This is a genomic window from Gluconobacter potus (assembly GCF_015244705.1).
Taxonomy (GTDB): domain Bacteria; phylum Pseudomonadota; class Alphaproteobacteria; order Acetobacterales; family Acetobacteraceae; genus Gluconobacter; species Gluconobacter potus.
Genome location: NZ_JABCQF010000001.1, coordinates 490,408 through 510,521 on the forward strand (window position 1 = coordinate 490,408; position 20,114 = coordinate 510,521).

Below are 20,114 nucleotides of genomic sequence, written 5' to 3' on the forward strand. Positions count from 1 at the left end.
CTTTGTTCGACTCGCATCAAACAAAAAGCTTGCCTTGTTCGACTGTTATCGAACAATATGAGGGCCTGTCCAGAGGAGACAACTGATGCCAACCCTGTTCGATCCCATCGATTTTGGTCCCATTCACGCGAAAAACCGGATTGTGATGGCTCCGCTGACGCGCGGACGTGCCGACAAGGCGGCCGTTCCGACCCCCATCATGGTGGAATACTATGCCCAGCGCGCCAGTGCCGGGCTGATCATCACGGAAGCCACGGGCATTTCCCGCGAAGGTCTGGGCTGGCCGTTCGCACCGGGAATCTGGTCCGAGGCGCAGGTCGAGGCCTGGAAGCCGATCGTGGCCGGCGTGCACGCAAAGGGCGGAAAGATCGTCTGCCAGCTCTGGCACATGGGCCGCATGGTCCACTCGTCCGTGACCGGTACGCAGCCCGTCTCGTCGTCCGCGACCACGGCCCCTGGCGAGGTCCATACCTATGAAGGCAAAAAGCCGTTCGAGCAGGCCCGCGCAATCGATGCCGCGGATATCAGCCGCATTCTGAACGATTATGAGAACGCCGCCCGCAATGCGATCCGCGCCGGTTTCGACGGGGTTCAGATCCATGCCGCCAATGGCTATCTCATCGACGAGTTCTTGCGAAACGGCACGAATCACCGCACGGATGAGTACGGCGGCGTCCCCGAAAACCGCATCCGTTTCCTGAAGGAGGTCACCGAGCGCGTGATCGCTGCCATCGGTGCCGACCGTACAGGCGTGCGCCTGTCTCCCAACGGCGATACGCAGGGCTGCATCGACAGCGCACCGGAGACGGTTTTCGTCCCGGCGGCAAAGCTGCTTCAGGATCTGGGCGTGGCCTGGCTCGAACTGCGTGAACCCGGCCCGGACGGCACGTTCGGCAAGACGGACCAGCCCAAACTGTCCCCGCAGATCCGCAAGGTATTTACGCGCCCGCTGGTGCTCAATCAGGACTATACATTCGAGACTGCGCAGAAAGCCCTGGCGGAGGGCCACGCCGACGCAATTGCGTTCGGCCGCAAGTTCCTCTCGAACCCCGACCTGCCGGAGCGCTTCGCCCGCGGCATCGCCCTGCAGCCGGATGATATGAAGACCTGGTACAGCCAGGGTCCGGAAGGATACACGGACTACCCGTCCGCCACCTCCGGCCCCAACTGACGGTCAGATTTCCGGGAGCATCCAGTGCTCCCGGAACATGGCTCAGACCGGGCGAACCAGCTCGTAAAGTGCGACGGCCGCGGCATTGGAGACGTTCAGGCTCTCCATGTCGCCCGGCATATAGACGCTGGCGATCTCGTCACACGTCTCTCGCGTCAGACGACGCAGACCCGCCCCCTCGGCTCCCAGAACCAGAGCCACACGACGCCCGGCAAAGCTTTTGCCATCCAGTCGCGTACCTCCGGCATCCAGCCCGACAACCCAGAAATCCTCGGCCTGAAGTGCCTGAAGCGCCCGGGAGAGATTGACCTCGCGCAGAATGGGCACAACGTCCAGCGCGCCCGAAGCCGCCTTCGCCATCGCACCGCTTTCCTGCGGCGCATTGCGATCCTGCACGAGCAGCGCCGCCGCACCGAAGGCCGCAGCAGAGCGCAGAATGGCGCCGATATTGCGCGGATCCGTCACTTGATCCAGCACCAGAACCGGCCCCTTGCGCTCGACGATATCGGGAATGGCCAGCGTTTCCAGCGGCTCGACCCGCAGGCAGACGCCCTGATGAACGGCATCGCGCTCACACAGCCGGTCGAGGCGCTCACGGTCCACGATCTGCGGCTTGCGGGACGCATTCTCAAAAGATGCCGCAGCTTCGCGCGTCGCCAGGAAATCGTGAATCACACGTTCGGGATTGGCGAGAGCGGCCTGTACGGCATGATGACCGTAAATCCAGTAGCCGGGGCCGGAGCTGGCCGCATGGCCACGACCGGAACGCCCGCCCCGTTCCCTGGTGCGACCACCAGACGGGGAAGAGCCGTGGTCGGCATTGCCGGCGTGAGGAGCGGATCGGTCCGTGGAACGATCGGGAGCGGAACGGGAGGGAGATCTTCTGGCCATAAAAAAGCATATAATCGACAACTGGCAATTGACATAGCCGTCAATCCGCCATATCCCAACCGCCGACCCGGAGAGGTGCCCGAGTGGCTAAAGGGGGCGGACTGTAAATCCGCTGGCGTACGCCTACGTTGGTTCGAATCCAACTCTCTCCACCAGGTCCCCTCCATCTAACTGATTGTTTTGACTGTTTTTTCCCTGATGGGTCAGTCTGTGCTCATTGTAGCACGGGGCTGTAGCACCAATGGGTATTGGCAGCTTTGTCTATCGTCGCGGCGATACCTATTCGTTTAGGTGTCGTGTGCCTGCCGATCTGCGGAGCCGTGTGGCAAAACAGGAGGTCGTGTTCGCGCTCGGAACGCGGGATAAGGATGTTGCGCGCGTTCTGTGTGCTGCGCTTGGTCTGCGGATCAAGCAGCTTTGGGTGGAGTTGGAGCGTGTGTCTGGTTTTGAGGAAATGGACCGGATCATTCGGGAATGGTTCGGAGCTACCCTTCAGCGAGCCTGGGCTGATAATTTCTTAGACCCTTATCGTGATGAGATCATTTCCGAACGGATCGCGGCCCTCAAACATGACAGGCCCAGCGCTAATTTTGATTTCACGGAAGAGAAGGCGAGGTTCGCGGCTGACTGTGCGGATCATACGCTTCGGCAACTTGAGGAAGGCACGCTGAATGTCTCTTCCTTTAGGAATGTTGCGCGGCTCTTGGCAGCCAAAGCGGTTCCTCCCATTCTAGAAAATGACAGACGGGTCGAAGTTATCGCCGGGCAAATCTTGGCTGGCGAGAGCGAGGTTGCCGAGACAGTGCTTGAATGGGCGTCTGGAAGAACGGACTTTCATCCTTCATGGAAGCCGTCGCTGCCCCATGACCTGTTTCCGCGCACGGCCACCACCCAAAAGCCAGACGAACCTAAGAGGAAACCGAATGGCAAAGATCATTTGCCAGTGGAAACGTCTGGCTTGACGATCTCCGGGGCTTTGCAGCGATACATTGATGAGCGAAAACCTGCGGTCTCCACTGCGGCGAGTTTCCAGACGTCCATCCGGCGCTTTGTTGAAGTGTTTGGGGATTTGGATGTTGCGCGCATCACGAAACGGCAAATCGCTGGTTTCAAAGATGTGCTGCTGACGATACCTGCACGGCTGAAGCCATCGGAGCGGCTGCTGACGGTGCAAGAGGTGGCGGCACTATACAAAGACAAGCCTGACATCCCGCGTCTGTCATCAGCCACGATTAACAGTAAGCACCTTGCCGCCGTATCCATCGCTCTGAAATGGGCTTCTGATAACGGTTACGTTGATCGGGTAGTTTCGCGAGAGGTTCGCGCAAAGGGTGGAGCACCCAAAGCCAAGGCGGCACGTCTGCCATACAGTCTCGAAGACCTGAAGGCCATTTTCGCGCTGCCTGTGTTCGTAAAGGGCGAGCGGTCTATTGCTGGCGCGGGTGAGGCAGCCGTGTGGCTTCCGATCTTGGCCTTGTATTCGGGAGCGCGCTTGAACGAGCTTGGCACGTTGAGGATCGGAGATGTCATTCGGGAAAACGGTATCGACGCGATACGCATCAGGACCGGGAAGACCGTCAATGCCGTCCGGCGCATCCCCATTCATGACGAGGTGAAGCGTCTTGGCTTCCTACGGTGCGTCGAGGAAAGGCGTTTATCTGGTGATGGTCTAGACGGCCTTCTCTTCCCTATGATCCGTGCCGAGACATCCAAGGGCAAAAAACCCACCAGTCCCTTCTCGAACTGGTGGGGTCGCGAGGCAAGAAAGGCGGTTCCCGAACTGAACAAGTCCTTTCATTCGTTTAGGCACACGGCAAAGCGGGCCTTACGCAATGCCAGGGTGGACAAGACGTTGCGGGATGCCGTCATGGGTCATGATGCCGAGGACGTTGCAGAGACTTACGGCCTGGATGAAACCGGAAGCGGCTTCGATCTCGCGGCTTTGAATGATGCCATCCAGGCAATCTCTTACCCTGGGCTGACAATCACACTTGCCCCGCCTGGCAAGATGTCCATGCGTGGCGCAAGGAAGGTCCATCTTGATCCCGCCAAGCCGATGCGCCGGGCTATCTTTCCCAAGGTCAGATAGATCATACTCTTTTCGGCATGATGCTGACGATCAGGACGGCAGCCGCTCCCTGTCTGTCCTGACGCGGGCGGGCTGGTATGGGTTCGGGAAAGCTCCGCCGCAATAATCCATATCAGCGGACGCTGGGCCACCGATCAGGACGAGAACCGGCGTTGTCGAGTGAATGAACACAATAGGCACATCGGTCTCTGGTTCGATGGCGGTTCCGATGATCGGCGTGTCGTCATCGGCGCTGGTGCTGGTTATCAGCTTGAAATTGTCGAGGGCGTCGGGAAGGTCCGCGAGCGTTTCGGTTTTGATGCGGCGGACGTAAACAGTCATTCGATTATCCTTTCAGGGCGTGCTTGATGTTTTGCTGACGTGCCCACGTGAGGATCTCAAGAAGATCTCCCTTGAGGACTTCAAGGCGTCCATCTGTGGCTTGCGACAGTTCAAACTCAGCCAATCGACCTACTGCCTCGGCGGTCATTTCAATGTCCTTGATTTCAACGGCTCCGAAGCAAATTACCTGACTCGCGGTTCCGTCCGACAGGTCGATGGGGTAACACCGCGATCTGCTGAACGTGCCCTTGAGGATGATGGGTTTGACCTGTTCGTTTCCATGTTTCGAGAAACCATTGGCCCGGTGTGCGGCATACAAGGCCGCATGGCTGATTCTGTCAGACCAGAAGACGGCGTTTTCCTGTCGCATAGACAAGCCCTTGCTGGCCGTCTCTATACTGCCGTAACTTCCCCTGTAGACGGTGATCGTGCCGCTTTGGTATTGAACTTGCGGGAAGCAGTAACGAAACACTGCTTCCGTGTTCGTGTGCTGAATCTCGGCTGCTTGATCGAAAGAGACGTAGGCTGCCTGATAGATTTCGATCAGAACAGTCGCCACACTGATGGGTGGAAGCCCCAAAGATGTAGCAAGACAGGTCGCCAGCGCAATCATGCGTCCGTCTATGGCATATTCAGCTTCTCTGCCTGTTTGCTTGACCCAAGACGCGATACGGGCGGCGGATGTCAGGCAGCCATTATCAAAGAATGATCGGAGATCGTTCCGGATTTGCGGCGAAGACCTATTTACTATCTCGTTCCGCAAGAGTTCGTTTCGGACGTTGAAGCGGGCCGCGACTGCGGCGAGCGGATGAGCGCGTGCGATCAGCATGCCGCGATCTCCTCGGGCTGGTGGCACGAGCGGATCGGTCTGGGGAAATCGGGGCCGTGCGCGGTCGTGAAGGTTGCCTCTGCAAGCGCGGACAGGATGCGGCTTGAAATCCGGCATCCTTGGTCGGCGCGGGCTATGATGGCCCGGCGAAAGTCCTTCTTATCGAAGATCAGGGCAGTCTTGCCGTCAGCGACTGCCCAGTGGGCATGTCGTGCTACCGTGAAGCGATAGATCGTGACGCCCTGTCCGGCGTCGAGCGTGCGAAGTATCTTTGCGGCGATTAGAAGATGATCGAACTGTCTCCGCGTCAACGCTAGAGGGTTTCCGATGTGCGGAACTGTATTCGTCCCGGCTTTGTTGTGGGTCATGGTGGAATTATAGCACGCCATGACCTGTGGTTGTTCGATTCTATGCCAGCCTGATGAACTCTTCCCCAATACCGATTTCCGCGAACGCTTCATCTTCCCCATCGATTGAGCGACCGAATACTACCGTGCGACCCGATGAACGGCGCACCGTGCGGAACGTCCCAGCTTTTAGGGCGCGATCCATTGATTCAGAGACGATTTCGGCGCTTGCGAAGTAAGAGTCGATGTTATGCACTGATTAATTCCTTGTTTGTTGGCAAGGGAGAGCAAAACACTGCGAATCTATCGTGGTCAAGAAATAGTTTAGTTATCTATTACTAACTAACTATTCAATGTATCTGATTAAAAACCCGCCTATGTGAGGATTTGAATAGATATTTATTGTTTTTCCGCCTCTTTTTACCATCCTGACGGCGTAGTGAATACCCTCAATGGTTTCAGGGAATAGACGGATCGTCTTGCTTTGCGCGATCAATTCGATTCCGGCGTTCTTGGTCATGAAAAGAACGGGTGGGACGGGATATGGCGCTGGGCTGGTGATATCCACGCTCATGGGGCAGCTTTCGCTCTGGGGCGCTTTTTGATCTTTTTGGGTGCCATCTGCCGGACGATGGCTGGGGCGCATCCAGCGGCTCGGAAAACAGTTCCAACGCCGTGTCTCCGAAGAATACGGCGGCTCCTGCGATCTCCAAAGGCGACTTGATGGCGTTAAGCTCCGCCTTCAGGGTTTCCCGGTGCCAAGCGAAACCCCCTTCAAACGGGGTGCCTTGGATTGTCCTGATGTGGGCGAGAATGTGTGGCTGATTCTCGATGGTGCAGGACAGGATTTCAACGTCCCCCCATTGCTTCGATGCCACGCGACCCTGATGCTGGACGTCGGATGCAATGTGCATGATTTCGGGCCATCCGAACGGCGGGATGAAATGCGTCTCTTCGTCCGATGCGCCGGTCGGTGATGGTAGGATCGTATTGCAATAATGCTTGATGAATGGCGTCACAAATGCTCCTCTCTTTCGAGAGTTATTATAGCAGAAATGGCAGATTTTGGCGAGTTTTCAGGCTCTCGGGGAAGGAATGATGGTGCTCGCGACGAGTAGGCTGGAAGGGCGCGCCGATGGATACCGTCCCGCCTGTTGCGTTCGGACTTCAGGAGCCACCCGGCATCACCTGCCTTGTCTGGTGTGAAGCCATCCACTGCCAGTGCGGCCCATCCCAGACACCTGCTGAAGCGGACACGCTTTGTGATCGATATATCGGCGTTCTGCTGCTGATAGGCTCTGATGTCCTGCATGTGACGGAGGTGTTTTCGTTCGTCCACCTCTGGCCTGATGGCTCCGAGACTGGTTGAGCGCCCGGCGATGGTGGCCTCTATGTCCTGCGCGGCGCTCTTGCAGAGATATGCGGCGCTTTGCCATGACCGCTTCTCCGAGGCAAAGCGGGCGTCGGGATTGCGGACGAAAGACTCTTCTCCTCTGACGTCGAACGGCAGGTGGTTGCTGTCCGCAAGACGCTGGAAGTTCTGAACCATCTCCGGCGTTGTATTCGTGAACTTCGATAGCCTCCGGATGAGGATCTGCACCGCTTCGCGATCCGGCAGGTGGGCCTTTATGTGGACGTGGAGTCCTGAACCTCCTTTCGCTGGAAGCTCATAGACGGCGATGTATGGGACAGGAGCGCCCGTATCTCTGCCTAGTGCTTCGAGAAGGCGCGACAATGCGTTCGCTGAGGCCCTGCGGGCCTGCGCTCTCGCCTGTCTCTCGCCTTCAGAGTTCGGGCTTCGTATTTTCCCTTTCGAGTCCGGGGATGGGTTCCAGAATTTTCTGTATGCGGATGTCTTCTCCAGACGAACCATGATTTCGATGTTGAGCGGCTTTGATCTGGCTTGGGAGGCGAGCATGGCGAGCCGGACATGGGCGATCTCTTCCGCCGTCATGTCTGATGCTCTCTTGCGGTGCTTTCTTGCCGGGCTGGCTGGTAGCGTCTTGGACGCGCTGGGCGCGTCCTCGGCGCGGATAGCCGGTGTGGCGGGCCGCTGGCTTTCTTGCGGTGATGAGGCTGTCAGAATTGGATCTGAAACTGAAGCTAGGGGAGGGGACACTAATGGTCCATGCGTTTTTTCTCCCTCGCTCATGCCCTGATCGGCAGTATTCCGGGCGGCAGGAAACTGCGGATTTTTTGATGCGGCCTCATCGGATGAAATGAGGGGCGAATCTCCCATGAAATTGCAGGGCGAATCTCCCATGAAATGAGGGGCAAATGTCCCATCGAATGAGGGCGAATGTCCCTCAAAATCGAGGGGCGAATCTCCCACCGATTTTCCATTCCGCTTGGTGTCGAGGTGGTGCAGGTAAGACGCTAGGGCGCTCATGTCGGCGTCCTCGCCCATACCCGTTCGGCCGGGCACATTGAGGATTTCCAGAGCGGCTTCTGGGTCGCCATCAGCCTTCTTCATCAGCGCATCCACGATACGGGCGCGGACCTTCTGGGATGGCAGGGTCTCGCCGATACGCATTACCCGTCGCTTCGCTTCTGGGGCGCCCGGCAAATGGTGGTGACGTGCGAAATCCAGCACGGCGCGCGCAATCAGGTCGCGGCTCTCATGCTGGCAGACGTTCTTGATGAATTCTTGGAATGACGGTGCTAGTTCGCGGTGGTGTGCGCTGATATGCGCGATTACCGCCTTCGCGGCCTGTCGATAATGGTGGTCCATATCCTTGCTGGGGTTCGGGGTTTCAGAGGCTCCTTTTGCCTCTAACCCCCTCCCGGCTGTGCTGTAGGAGAGGGGCATGTTTGAACTAACCCACTTGCAGGCTGGCGGGTGGGACAGTCCTGCAAATTCAAACCTGCCCCTCTTGGAGCCCTGCAACCCAGCCCATAAGGCTATCGGCGCGGTGAGTGTAACAATATAGGCAATTTAGATTCCAGTAAAAACGATCGATTCTAGATGTTTTAATTTGCAGATTTTCGAATTTATGGCCGATTTTGTAGGCTATCCTTAGCCGAATTCTGGCAGTTTTCTAAGACTTCGCGCCTATTCTTCAGTTATAACTAATTTTTCTTCGTCTGACTCGTCGTTAGATGCCTCTTCCTTGAGGGCTGCCAGTTCTGCTGGGTCCAGGTCTCCATTCTCCAGACGCTGTTTGGCTCGGATCGCCGCGACCTCTTCCGGGGTAATCTCTCGGACTACCAGTTCAGGGATGATCTCGTCGGCTGCGTGTTTGTCCACTTCCAGAATGTCAGCACCTATCTTGATGAGATTGCGTAGAGCGTCGGCGCCTGCTGTGAAGGCCCGGATTGCGCGTGCGTCTGGTGCTGGTTTGCTCATCTCTTCGCGTAAACGCGCCTGAATCGCCTGACTGTCGGCCCATGCTGTCGCCCGCCAATGCTTCGTGGCTTCTTCGCGTTCGGTCACGTTCGGGACAGAGGCGGTGGCGATAGAGGGAACGGGCGACGTTGCCGCTGTTCCTGTCACACTGGCTGCCAGTGCTGCGCGTCGGCGGTCTAGCGCGTCATGTAGGTTGTTCGCGACAGAGCGCACGGAAACATTCAGTCTTTCTGCAATATCGTCCTGAGTCAGCCCTCGGCTATATAGCTCGGCGGCTTCATCCCACGTGGCTGTGGTGGGTCTCACATATTTTCGGGTCTTCATTGTTTCGTTGGTCCTGCAATCTCGGATATGTTGAGAGACCAATTATACCATATTATATAGTGATAATGGTGAATTGCAGGTTCCGTGCAGCAGTGAAGAGGCGGAACGTCCGCGACGCCCACTATCCTCAACGGAATTATCGTGATGGTATTTCCCAACGGCGCTTTGGATACGAAAAGACCGGCACTGGGGGCCGGTCTACGTTGCGATTCAGACTTTGGCTTTGGCGGGTTGATCCCAATAGGCATATAGAGTGGCGCGGCTTATCCCGAGTGCTTTTGCGATCTGTGCCTTGGGTTCCTTAGCATCAATCCGGGCATGTAGTTCGTTGATCTGCTCCGGTGACAGGGTCTTCTTTCGGCCCGGCAGCTTGCCTTTCGCGCGGGCAGCGATCTGCCCTTCCTTCTGACGTTCCCGGATCATGGAGCGTTCAAATTGCGCGAAAGACCCCATGACCTGAAGGATCATCGTCTGCATTGGGTTCTCATTGCCGGTGAAGGTCAGGTTCTCGTTCATGAACCGGACGCCAACGCCACGGGCCGTCAATTCCTTGACCAGTTCCATCAGGTCTTGCAGGTCCCTCGCGAAACGGTCGATGGAATGGCAGACGATGGTGTCGCCGTCTCGGACATATTCCAGCATCTCTGTGAGTGCCGGGCGGTTGCGCGTTCCGCCGCTGCACTTGTCGGTAAAGGTCTTGTTGATTTGCACGCCGTCGAACGTCTGGCGGTCGGTGTTCTGATCTGCTGACGATACCCGGACGTATGCGACGGTCTGACCTGGCATGATTAGGCTCCCTAGTGTGTATTGGAATATCTAGGGAATGCTGTGCATGTGTCAATAAACTAAAATCGCATATTTTCTGGACGGTCAAAAAGCGCGGTTTCTCGTTGGCGGCCAATCTGACCAGAAAAGTATGCAATCTGGACATAAGCTATGCCTTAGGTCGGTAGCGGGAGTGCACTTACCCGCAGCATCGCTTCTCCATAGTCGCGCGCCGATTTTTCATGTTCAGGGGTCAAATGAGGGGCATGTAAAAGCATGAGCCAGACTGCTGGAGAAAATCTAAGGATCATTTCTCGCAACCAAGCATCCAAACGATGTTCCACGAATTGTGGACCAGCCATAGGAGAATCCGTATCCAGGAGCATGTTAAATCCTGCTGGAGTTGGATGAACTGCAATATCACATAGCGTCCAATATGCTATGGATAGGTTATTATTTTCAATATTATGTTTACTCTTTATTTTATTTCTAATTTTTTGTGCTGAATATTTATTTCTTCTGTCCTCGCTATTGGATTTTGCCCAGACTAAAACTTCTTCTGGGAGTAGTCGAAAATACTCTAGAAGGTTTCCAGTCTCTATCATGTCTCTGATTATTGAAAGTGACGCTTGAGGATATCCCTGCATTATGAGAGAAACACTCGATAATGAAGAATTTAGAAGACGTAATCCGAGCATCTGCTTAACGTGATCAGATTCGTTATTGTTTTCCCAATCCACTATGCAAAGGTGGAGCAAGGTAATTCCCCATTCTATTAATGAGAAACACTTGCGTCTCCATTCGTTAGACAGGATTGCTTTTTTGCTTTCCTCTTCATTCGTTCTTTCTAGATTTCTTATGTCCCCGTATGGGCCAAATGTTGGCCATGTGTTTTCGTCCACGCATCGCCCTCTTTCTCTGTGGTCGTGTTCAATGCTTCAAATTGTATGTTCAATTCTGTCAGAGCGTTTCCCCTCCATTCTTTCCTTGTGAATCTAGAAGAGCGCGAAGTTCGTCCACGCTCAGCCAGGGCCGCTTCGCGTGGATCATCCTGTGGCAATTTGCACAAAGAAGCGCCAGGTCGGCTAACCGCGTATTTCCTGCTTCGGCCAAGTCTGCCAGCGGCTTTGTATGGTGGCACTCTATAAACCCATCCCCGCGAGCACCGTATCGTTCGGCGAAATCAAAGCTACAAGCCTCGCAGGTCAGGCGGCCCGCCTTTTTCAAGACGTCCTGCTTCTTTGCCTTAACGATCTTTCGCGACCGCTCCCGGCGATGATGCATGACTGTCAGAAGCCGTCCTTCTGGAGCTTCCACCTCGTTTGGATCCAGAACTTCATCGCTTTCGACCTCAATGTGGATAGCTTTTCCCGACACAATCGCTTGCCGAATTGCATCAGCCGTCTCTTTGAGATGTCGAGGATCATCTGCGAAGTCAGTCCATACCTCACGTTCTATATGATTTCCTGCTTTCAGGCCTGCCTTGTCAGCATGTGCGGGATCATGGGCGCGAAGGTTCATGAGCTTCATTTTCACGCCATTAGCATTGCGCAGTGTCGCTCCTTCATGGCCCTGGGCGCGCCAGAAGCTATTAAGGGTATCGCTGAGCGCAGCGACGCGAGGATCACTCTCCCGGGGCCAGGCCCCTTCAACTTGTCGATAGAGGTCCAACGCCAAGATGATCTCGTCACGGGTCCAAGGTGGGTTGCGCTTCTTTTCCGCCATTATTCAGTTAGCCGCATACTATCTTCAAAGATGTCCCAGGATACGTTCTGCGGGGAGAGAAAACTATTCCGCAGATTGACAATTCGCCTCTATCACGAGACCGTCCGCGACGGCTGATATGCTGCTCGCCGGGCTGTAGCACCACGAGAGTCAATCTTCGGATTTTTGAGACGATAACTGTATGTTTTTTATGGTGTTTTATGATGAATGAGAGCTGTTTCCAACTCTCTCCACCAGGTCAGCTCATTCTTTAAAATCGGTGTCCTTTAGCTGCCTTTCCGGACATCCCGGACAGGAACGGGTTGTCGGGCACCTGTCTGACGTGACAGATGCCCGAAGTGGCTTATCCGATCCGGACAAGCTTGCGGTTGATGAATTCCTCGATGCCGAGGAAGGACAGTTCCCGTCCGAAGCCGGAATTCTTGATCCCGCCGAAGGGGAGTTCCGGGGCGGCTGCGGTGGCCGTGTTGATGAAGACCATGCCGGTCTCGACCTGCTCGGCGACCTTTTCCGCACGCGCGATATCCCGTGAGAAAACCGCACCTCCAAGCCCGTAAGGCGAATCATTGGCCAGATCGATCGCGGCCTGCTCGGAGGCGACCTTGTGGACAACCGCCACCGGGCCGAAGATCTCCTGATAAAAGACCGGATTGTCCTTTGACACATCCGTCAGGATGGTCGGCTCCATGAAGAACCCCTTGCGGTCCATCCGCTTGCCGCCGGCCACAAGCGTCGCGCCGCCCTTGACCGCTTCCGCCGTCTGATCGAGCGCCAGTTCCATTGCCCGCAGACTGCTCATCGGACCATGGGTGGTGTCCCTGTCGAGCGGGTTCCCGATCCGGAAACGGGTGATGGCGGCTTTGAGCCCATCGAGAAAGGCATCGTAAACCTTTTCATGCACGATCATGCGCTTGGCCGCAGTGCAGACCTGTCCGTTATTGGCAAACCGTCCCCAGACGGCCCATTTCACGGCCAGATCAAGGTCGGCGTCGTCAAGCACGATGAACGCATCGCTGCCGCCCAGTTCCATCGTGTCCTTCTTGAGCGCAGCCCCCGCCTGGGCCGCCACGGCCTGACCGGCGCGTTCACTTCCCGTCAGTGCCACGCCACGGATACGCTCATCTTTGATGAGTTCTGCGGACTGGTCATTATCCAGAAAAATATTGGCATAGGCCCCGACGGGCGCGCCTGCGTCGTGAAACAGTTTCTCAAACGCCAGGGCGCATTGCGGCACGTTGGGGGCATGTTTGGCAATGACGACATTGCCCGCCATGAGATTGGGGCCCGCGACACGCGCCAGCTGGTAATACGGGAAATTCCATGGCTCGATACAGTAAATGATCCCAAGCGGCTGGTTGATGATCTTCGCCTGGCCGGTCTTCACCTTGAGAGGCGTGGGAGCAAGAAACTCTTCCGCGCCGTTTGCATAGAACGACAGGATATCAGCCGTAACGTCGATTTCCTCAAGCGCGTCGGGCAGGGCCTTGCCCATTTCCGTGGCGATCAGGCTGGCATGATGCTGCCGGTCCCGGCGCAGCAGATCAGCGGCCCTGGACACGATCTCCTTGCGTTGGGCAATGCTCCGCAGCTTCCAGTCCGTCTTCCAGACATGCTCGGCACGGTCCGTGATGTCCTTCATCTGCGCCGGCGTGTGCAGGTCAAAGCTGCGTTCGACGGTTTCCGTCGTTGGATTAAGAGTCTGATAGACGATCATGTCGGCTTTTCCTTTCCATGAAATAACTGGAACTGTAGCCAGGCGCTTCTTCACTAATACGTGTGGTCAGGGCAAAGAAAGCAGGTGATCAGGCCGGGTTTAAAACAGGAAAATGTTCTCTGTCCTGTCATTCAGGATTGTCCCGTTGACTTTGCCGCGCAAGAACGCACATAAACCGCCATTAGTGTCAGGAATGATACCATGCCGCGAACACGTCACACGACCCTCAACTGTAGTCCGGGCTGCACAGTCGAAGCCACGCTCGAATTGTTCGGCGGGAAGTGGAAAGCCCTGATCCTGTATCATCTGTTCGAAGAACCGGTGCTGCGTTTCGGAGAATTCCGCCACCGCCTGCCCAATGTCACGCAGCGCATGCTGACCAACCAGCTCCGTGAACTGGAAGCGGACGGTCTCGTTTCCCGGACCGTGTTCCCGGTCGTCCCCCCGCATGTCGAATACCGTCTGACGGATCTGGGAAAGACCCTGAAACCCGTCATCCAGGCCCTCAAGACATGGGGGGACCAGTATGCCCATTCCGCCGAAAGAGAAAAAAGACTGAAACAGGATCAGTCTGCGCAAATCACCGCATGAACCGGTAGATTTCTGCGGCACCTTCCGGATGTAGTTCCCAAATAATCGTACCCGGGACGATCAGGATGAATTTACTTCCTGACCAAGCCGGTGCGCCGTCATTCTGGATTCCGGTTTTCATTGCCTGAAGACAGGAGACACCCCATGCCTCTCATCCGCTTTGACCTGCTGGAAGGCCGTTCCGAAACGGAACTGGCCGCAATCCTCGATACGGCCCATCAGGCCGTCCTCGACGCGTTTCACGTGCCACCGCGTGACCGCTACCAGATTGTTTACGAACACAGGAAAAGCCGGGTGCGGATCGAGGATACGGGGCTGGGCATCCCCCGCACCGATGACGTCATGATCCTCTCGATTACGACGCGCCCGCGCAGCGTGGAGGAAAAGACTGCCTTCTTCCGTATCCTGACCGAAGCATTGTCCGAAAAATGCGGCATCGCCCCCAGCGACGTAATGGTGAATTACGTTGAAAACACGGATGCCGACTGGTCTTTCGGCAACGGGGAGGCCCAGTTCCTGAACGGAAAGCTGGGCACTCCCAAGGAGTCCTGACCGGAACGCGCTGATCCGTGATCCGGACGGGGAAAACCCGTCCGGATCTGCTGGATTCAGACGGCTTTCTGCAGGGCCGGCCTCTCGCTGAGGGCAAGTTCCAGCGCTGTGGTAACAGCCCGGCTGGAGTAGCCTTCGTCTGCAAAGGCCTGACCGGCTTCGACCAGTCCGGACAGGTCCGGGCTGTTGTGCAGGGCCACAATCTGTGCGGCCAGAGCCGCCGCATCCCCCTGCACGAGGCCCTCAAGCGCACCCGGAAGGCCGAGCCCTTCGGCTGCGACCGGCGTCATGACGCAGGGCAGGCCGGAGGCGAGACTTTCAACCACCTTGCCCTTGATGCCCGCCCCGAAACGCAGCGGAGCGACGCTCAGGCGATGGGCCGCCAGAACCATGCCGAGATCCTGCGCATGTCCAAGAACCCGGATGCGGTCATCCGTGAGCGCATGGAGGCTCTCGGGCATGTCCGCTCCGACCAGCGTGCAGCAGATGGTCGGATCAGCCGCCCAGACGGCCGGCATGATCTCGTCCACCAGCCAGCGGGCCGCATCGGCGTTGGGCGCATGGGCATAATTACCCACGAACACCACGCCATCGCGACGGACGGAAGAACCACTCTGCGCAGGAATGGCCCAGGGCACAACATGCACATTCGCCTGCGGCAGATCCTTGCGAAGCTGTGCGGCCTCGGCTTCGGAATGCGTCAGGACAGCATCCGCCTGAAGGGCCGCCCTGTATTCGGCAACACGGATCTGATTGGCCTGCGCCATCAGTTCGGGCCGTCCCTGAACGGCGGCCTGACGGGCAAGACGCAGGAAGTGCAGATCCGCGACGCTGTACAGCACGCGGGCCCTGCGCTGGTTGCGGCGCACCAGCGCCATGTAGCGCGTCGCGATGTCCTCGCGATGCAGATACACGACGTCGAAGCTGTTGGCCTGACGCCGCAGCACGTCTTCCACCGACGCAAAGAACGGCTGCCCGAGGACGGTGACGCCGGGCAGCGTGTCCAGTGGGAACACCCGGTCCATCTGGTCTGCGGCGACGAAGCAGACGTCGTAGCCGAGTGCTTCAAGAGCCGCCATATGCGACAGGATGGCCTGTGATCCGGCATCGCGTTTCGCGTCCGGATGCTGCCCGTCGATGACCAGCGCCCGTTTACGCGTGACAGAGCCTTTCGCGGACAGCCCACGGCGACGCAGGGCCGCATCGAACGTGGCCGTCGCCGTGCCACTCGCGGCATCCGAGCGCCCCTGACGGAGCTTTTCCACCTGTGCCAGCAGGAAGGACAGGACCTGATCGCCGTCCTGATCCTCCGCAGCAGCAGCCACGGCGCGCGCGACACTGCGGGTCATGTCGGCGTCGAAAGCGTTCGCCGGTTCGATGACCTGCGGTTCGCCAAGAAGCGCACCGTCAGAACTGCGCCGGACTTCCAGAACATGGCGCGTCATGGGCGACAGGCCCCCAGGCAGCAGGACATCGAAGCCGCACAGCACCGGCCGCCCGGTGCGCGCCACGTCCGGACGACGCCCGTTGGCGACGACCGAAGCAAGAACGGCACCGTTATCAACGATCTGCAGCGTCACGGCCTCATCGGGCGTGGCCGGGTTGCAGACCCAGCCTGCGATGCGGTTGCGCGTTGCAATATCGATGCAGCCCTCCAGCGGTGCGGCGGGGACGGTCGCGACAATGGCCTGGCGCGGCTGCTGCGCGGCCTGATCCATCATCCAGGGGCAATGGCCGAGCACGGCATGATCATCGGCGCGGCGGATTTCCAGAACGTGACGTTCCACAGCGGACAGGCCACCCGGAATGTCGAAATGAAAACCGCAGGCACTGCCGACATCGTCCCGCATGCGATCGGCCAGAACCTCGCCCAGAACCACACCGTTATCGACGATCTGCAGCCGCACGAGCCGGTCACTACCGGGCACGCGGGCCCAGCCCCCGACATGGCTGTGGGTGGCGACGTCCAGATACCCTTCAAGCGGCGCCAATGCCGTACTTTTTCGGGCAGAAGGGTTCAGGCGGTTGCGGATGGCCTCAAGCTGTGCGCCTTCCTCGACGCGCGGCGCACAGTAGCGGGCTGCCACCGTACCGGCATCCGGATAAAGGACGTCATATTCGCAGGCATTGTGGAACATGCCGCGCGAATGATCGTCCACGAAGGTTTCGGACTGCGTGCCGTTGGCGATGATGATGTCGTGCTGTTCCAGCTCGACATGGAAATAGGCCACTTCATCCATGCGCTCGGCCTGCACGATGGTGCTGCCATTGACCAGCAGGACAGCCGGAACCAGCACGCCATCCAGATACATCGCATGCAGCGGCGAAACCGACAGATCCTGATGCGGCAGACCATGCCCGAGTGATCCCCGACGGAACACGACCGGCAGGATATCGCGGTTGCCGTTCGCGAACGTGCCGGAATAGCTGCGGTGGCCAATCCAGCGGATCGGGCGCAGACCATTGGTGGTGGTCTGGACCAGGTCGCCGATCTGCAGCGTCTCGACAGGCACTTCGCCACGATCCGTAAGGATCAGCGTCCCCCGGCAATAGCAGGGCGTGCCTTCCGCCAGCAGCATCGTACCACCGGACCCATCGGCGGCCAGGCTGAAGAAATCGGCGTCATACGAACCGTCGAAGCTGATCGCATAGGTGCTGCTTCTGCTCGTGACAGTGAGTGTTGACGCATCCGTCAGGGTCGCGGTGGCATCGCTGGACCAGGCCATCTCCGGCAGATCGATCTTTGCTCCGCTGGCAAGAGTGATGCCGCTGGCAGTGCTACCCGCATACAGGGCAAGGCGGCTGCCATCCCCGACCGTGATCCCGGAGGCCGTGCTGCCGCTGTGAACGGCGGCAGTCTGCCCGGAAGTCAGGCTGACATTCGACAGGGCCGCACCGTTCGTTGCGCTGTAATCCGTCATTTCCAGCAGGGTAACGGACGGATCATGATCGGACTCGCCCGTCAGCGACCCCGTGTTGACGTGGATCGTCTCGAACTTCCCGGCGCTGGCAAAAGCCGAACTGCCGATCGTGTGATCCAGCGATTCCGCATTGCCTTCAAAGATATAGGTGTAGCGGTTGGACGGATCTTCCGTGGTGCTCATGTCCGTCAGGCCGGCATTGGCATAGACCTGCTGGGCGTCGCTCCATTCGGTGTCGTTGAAATCGCCGAGGATGCCCACCTTGGCGGTCGGATCACTGGTCAGCAGTCCGTTGACGTAGTTCGTGATGTACTGCGCCTGCGCGATGCGGTTGTTGACCGTATCCGTCGTGCCGCCATGGTTCACGGGCGGCTGCGTCGAACCATAAAGCTCGCTGCTGCCAGCCTGTGAGGACAGATGCACGTTGACGAGCGTGACCGACTGGCCATTGAACTCGAACGTGCCGACCAGCGGCAGACGGGTGTTCTTGAACGTGCCGCTGGCCAGTTCCTCGTCACCAATGGTCGTGACAGGCGCGGCAAGGGTGACGCGCTCGGGATTGTACAGAAAGACGCTGCGGATATTGCCGCCCGAAACGCCGCCCGAGGCATTGTTGGTCGGGTCCACCTCCGCCCAGGAATAGGTCGGGCCACCCGCATCCGCGATGGCCTTGACGATGGCCGCCAGGTTCTGTTCCGCGCTGACGGTGCCGTCATTGGTCGTGCCGCTGTCGTCCTGGATTTCCTGAAGCGCCAGCACGTCCGGGCTGTCGAGATTGTTGACGATGATCTGCGCGACCTGCTTCAGACGGTCGGCATTCGCAGGGTCCAGCGCGTTGAAGTTCTCAATGTTGTAGTCACTGACCAGCAGGTTCTGGTCGTCCTTGTGCAGGGACGTGACCGGCGCTGGCGTGTCGGTATGCAGAACGGTGACCTGCGTGGTCGGGACCAGCTCATAGACGCCATTATAATAGGTCAGCACACCCGTGATATCGCCGAGCTTGTCCCCGACTTCCGCACTGATGGCAGACCCCGGCGTGACACCGCTGTCATAATAAAGCTCGATCCGCTGCGTATTGACGCTGTCGGCCGTTTCCTGAAGCGCGCCGGTTGGCGTCAGCAGACCATCGCCACCATCGGGCACGACCCAGGTCGCGTTCGAGGCCGTGGCACCGACGGCCACGGCATCATGGATCGTGATGACCTGACCAATCAGGTTGCGGTAGAAATCGAGCGCATTGGTGTCGGGGCTGAGAGAGGCTGTGCTTTTGTTCAGATCGATCGCCTGCGTCAGATCGCCCAGATAGGACGCCGCCGGAACCGTCAGACCGCCCTGACCAACAACCGTCGGCGTCACGTTCACATAGGCCGCGCCGGTGTCGGTGTAGGAGACAAGGTTGATTTCCGGCAGGGTGAGGGACTTGCTCCATGATGTGCCGGAATAGTTCGTGACCGTTCCCGTAACGGACACGGTCTCGCCCACCGTCGGCAGCGTCGCCGTCTTGCCCGCATAGATGAAGATGCCCGCACTGCCGATCGTGTTCTTGTCGGCATTCGTCTGCTGGATCCAGAAACCGATGCTGCCATTCGTGTCCACACCCGTCACAACACCCGTGGTCATGACGGAGGTGTTGGCATACGGGCTGTAATAGCCGGTGCCGTTGATCTGCTGGATCGTCAGGTCCTGCGGCGTCGTATCACTGCCCGAGCCGGAGCCGCTTCCCCCAGTGTCACTTCCGCCCGTATCCGAACTGCCCGATCCACCAGTGCTGTCCCCCGAAGAGGTACCGTCATTCGCCGCCCCCGGCGTGACCAGAACCTTGCCTGCCGCGGCAACGGTGCCATAGCCGTCGATCCCGGCGAGGGACGGGTCATCCGCAACCCAGTCCGAGGTGCTGTCCGTATCCGTCCCGTCGGGGATGCGCGAGGCGCCGTTGATGATCGAACCCGTCAGGACAGGCGCGCCGGCATAGGTCGGATCGCCCTTGCCGCCATCGGACACGGCGATCGTGTCCCCGATTTCGGACCAGGGGGTGGATGTGAACGTCCCCGCATTGGCCGTATCGAGGTCATCGCCGACCTTTCCGGTGAAATCCTTGACGAGAAGAACAGTCTGCGTGCCGTTCTGCAGCGTGTTCGTCTGGAAAGGCGTGACCCAGTAACCGGCGCTGTTCGTAACGCCCAGTGTAAAGACATTGTCGATCTTGCCCGCCGCCGTGCCGTCACCATCGACGACAATCAGGGACCAGGCGCTGTAATCCGTGCTGGCGTCGCCCTTTACTTCAATAAATTCGTCAGGATCACCGGCTACACTTGGGTTGAACATGAACTCATTTATGAGAAGCTTTGACGCCATTGCACATCATCCTGACGAAAGGGGTTTTCCGTAAGTGTTACTAAACGGTAAACGCCTATTCGGAGGAATGTGAAGTAAAGAGTCAATATGTTTCATTTAAAATACGAAAGGAATCACATAACCTTCATTATGTAACTTTGTATTTCAAATATATGATCCTGTGTGTCACGTTC

Annotated in this window: 17 protein-coding genes and 1 tRNA gene; 5 read left to right on the plus strand and 13 right to left on the minus strand. The window is 57.9% G+C overall.

The genetic code is table 11. The features are described 5' to 3' along the window. Positions 1 to 85 precede the first annotated feature (85 nt). On the plus strand, positions 86 to 1,171 hold the full coding sequence (locus HKD31_RS02160) for an alkene reductase (protein ID WP_194263781.1): 1,086 nt from the start codon (positions 86 to 88) through the stop codon (positions 1,169 to 1,171). A gap of 42 nt (positions 1,172 to 1,213) precedes the next feature. On the opposite strand, the gene rlmB is transcribed toward HKD31_RS02160, so the two are convergent. Then, positions 1,214 to 2,062 carry a 23S rRNA (guanosine(2251)-2'-O)-methyltransferase RlmB gene (gene rlmB, locus HKD31_RS02165; RefSeq protein ID WP_194263780.1) on the minus strand — a complete coding sequence of 283 codons (849 nt, stop codon included), beginning with the start codon at positions 2,060 to 2,062 and terminating at the stop codon, positions 1,214 to 1,216. Positions 2,063 to 2,131: 69 nt separating this feature from the next. Here rlmB and HKD31_RS02170 point away from each other — a divergent pair. After that, positions 2,132 to 2,217 (plus strand) — tRNA-Tyr (locus HKD31_RS02170). An 86-nt stretch (positions 2,218 to 2,303) separates the two neighbouring features. Continuing rightward, positions 2,304 to 4,151, plus strand: a complete 1,848-nt coding sequence (locus HKD31_RS02175; protein WP_194263779.1) for a site-specific integrase — start codon at positions 2,304 to 2,306, stop codon at positions 4,149 to 4,151. A 30-nt stretch (positions 4,152 to 4,181) separates the two neighbouring features. Here the strand turns inward: HKD31_RS02175 and HKD31_RS02180 are convergent, their stop codons facing one another. The 11 genes from HKD31_RS02180 to HKD31_RS02230 form a co-directional block, all read right to left on the minus strand. After that, complete coding sequence (locus HKD31_RS02180) at positions 4,182 to 4,472, minus strand: hypothetical protein (protein ID WP_194263778.1); 291 nt, start codon at positions 4,470 to 4,472, stop codon at positions 4,182 to 4,184. A gap of 4 nt (positions 4,473 to 4,476) precedes the next feature. Continuing rightward, entirely contained in the window at positions 4,477 to 5,301 is an 825-nt protein-coding gene (locus HKD31_RS02185) for a hypothetical protein (RefSeq protein ID WP_194263777.1), read from the minus strand. Next, positions 5,295 to 5,612 carry a hypothetical protein gene (locus HKD31_RS02190; RefSeq protein WP_194263776.1) on the minus strand — a complete coding sequence of 106 codons (318 nt, stop codon included), beginning with the start codon at positions 5,610 to 5,612 and terminating at the stop codon, positions 5,295 to 5,297. Before HKD31_RS02190 ends, HKD31_RS02185 begins: the two co-directional genes overlap by 7 nt. 97 nt (positions 5,613 to 5,709) lie before the next feature. Beyond that, positions 5,710 to 5,904: a hypothetical protein gene (locus HKD31_RS02195; RefSeq protein WP_194263775.1), complete on the minus strand. Its 195-nt coding sequence runs from the start codon at positions 5,902 to 5,904 to the stop codon at positions 5,710 to 5,712. Between the two features lie 202 nt (positions 5,905 to 6,106). Next, a complete protein-coding gene (locus tag HKD31_RS02200) occupies positions 6,107 to 6,667 on the minus strand; it encodes a hypothetical protein (RefSeq protein WP_194263774.1) in 561 nt (186 codons plus the stop codon). Then, positions 6,664 to 8,379: a hypothetical protein gene (locus tag HKD31_RS02205; RefSeq protein WP_194263773.1), complete on the minus strand. Its 1,716-nt coding sequence runs from the start codon at positions 8,377 to 8,379 to the stop codon at positions 6,664 to 6,666. The genes HKD31_RS02200 and HKD31_RS02205 overlap by 4 nt, the downstream gene beginning before the upstream one ends. A gap of 321 nt (positions 8,380 to 8,700) precedes the next feature. After that, positions 8,701 to 9,318, minus strand: coding sequence for a hypothetical protein (locus HKD31_RS02210; protein ID WP_194263772.1), 618 nt, complete (start codon positions 9,316 to 9,318; stop codon positions 8,701 to 8,703). Between the two features lie 210 nt (positions 9,319 to 9,528). Continuing rightward, positions 9,529 to 10,104 (minus strand): recombinase family protein, encoded by a 576-nt coding sequence (locus HKD31_RS02215; RefSeq protein ID WP_194263771.1) that lies wholly within the window; start codon positions 10,102 to 10,104, stop codon positions 9,529 to 9,531. Between the two features lie 155 nt (positions 10,105 to 10,259). After that, positions 10,260 to 10,985 carry a hypothetical protein gene (locus HKD31_RS02220; protein WP_194263770.1) on the minus strand — a complete coding sequence of 242 codons (726 nt, stop codon included), beginning with the start codon at positions 10,983 to 10,985 and terminating at the stop codon, positions 10,260 to 10,262. Between the two features lie 58 nt (positions 10,986 to 11,043). Further along, on the minus strand, positions 11,044 to 11,808 hold the full coding sequence (locus HKD31_RS02225) for an HNH endonuclease (RefSeq protein ID WP_194263769.1): 765 nt from the start codon (positions 11,806 to 11,808) through the stop codon (positions 11,044 to 11,046). A gap of 343 nt (positions 11,809 to 12,151) precedes the next feature. Next, complete coding sequence (locus HKD31_RS02230; RefSeq protein WP_194263768.1) at positions 12,152 to 13,522, minus strand: NAD-dependent succinate-semialdehyde dehydrogenase; 1,371 nt, start codon at positions 13,520 to 13,522, stop codon at positions 12,152 to 12,154. A 201-nt stretch (positions 13,523 to 13,723) separates the two neighbouring features. On the opposite strand from HKD31_RS02230, the gene HKD31_RS02235 reads away from it, so the two are divergent. Both HKD31_RS02235 and HKD31_RS02240 read left to right on the plus strand, forming a co-directional pair. Next, positions 13,724 to 14,113 carry a winged helix-turn-helix transcriptional regulator gene (locus HKD31_RS02235; protein ID WP_062457941.1) on the plus strand — a complete coding sequence of 130 codons (390 nt, stop codon included), beginning with the start codon at positions 13,724 to 13,726 and terminating at the stop codon, positions 14,111 to 14,113. 144 nt (positions 14,114 to 14,257) lie between these two features. Continuing rightward, positions 14,258 to 14,665 (plus strand): tautomerase family protein, encoded by a 408-nt coding sequence (locus tag HKD31_RS02240; RefSeq protein ID WP_194263767.1) that lies wholly within the window; start codon positions 14,258 to 14,260, stop codon positions 14,663 to 14,665. A 56-nt stretch (positions 14,666 to 14,721) separates the two neighbouring features. Here HKD31_RS02240 and HKD31_RS02245 read toward each other — a convergent pair whose 3' ends face one another. Continuing rightward, complete coding sequence (locus HKD31_RS02245; RefSeq protein WP_194263766.1) at positions 14,722 to 19,941, minus strand: Hint domain-containing protein; 5,220 nt, start codon at positions 19,939 to 19,941, stop codon at positions 14,722 to 14,724. Positions 19,942 to 20,114 lie beyond the last annotated feature (173 nt).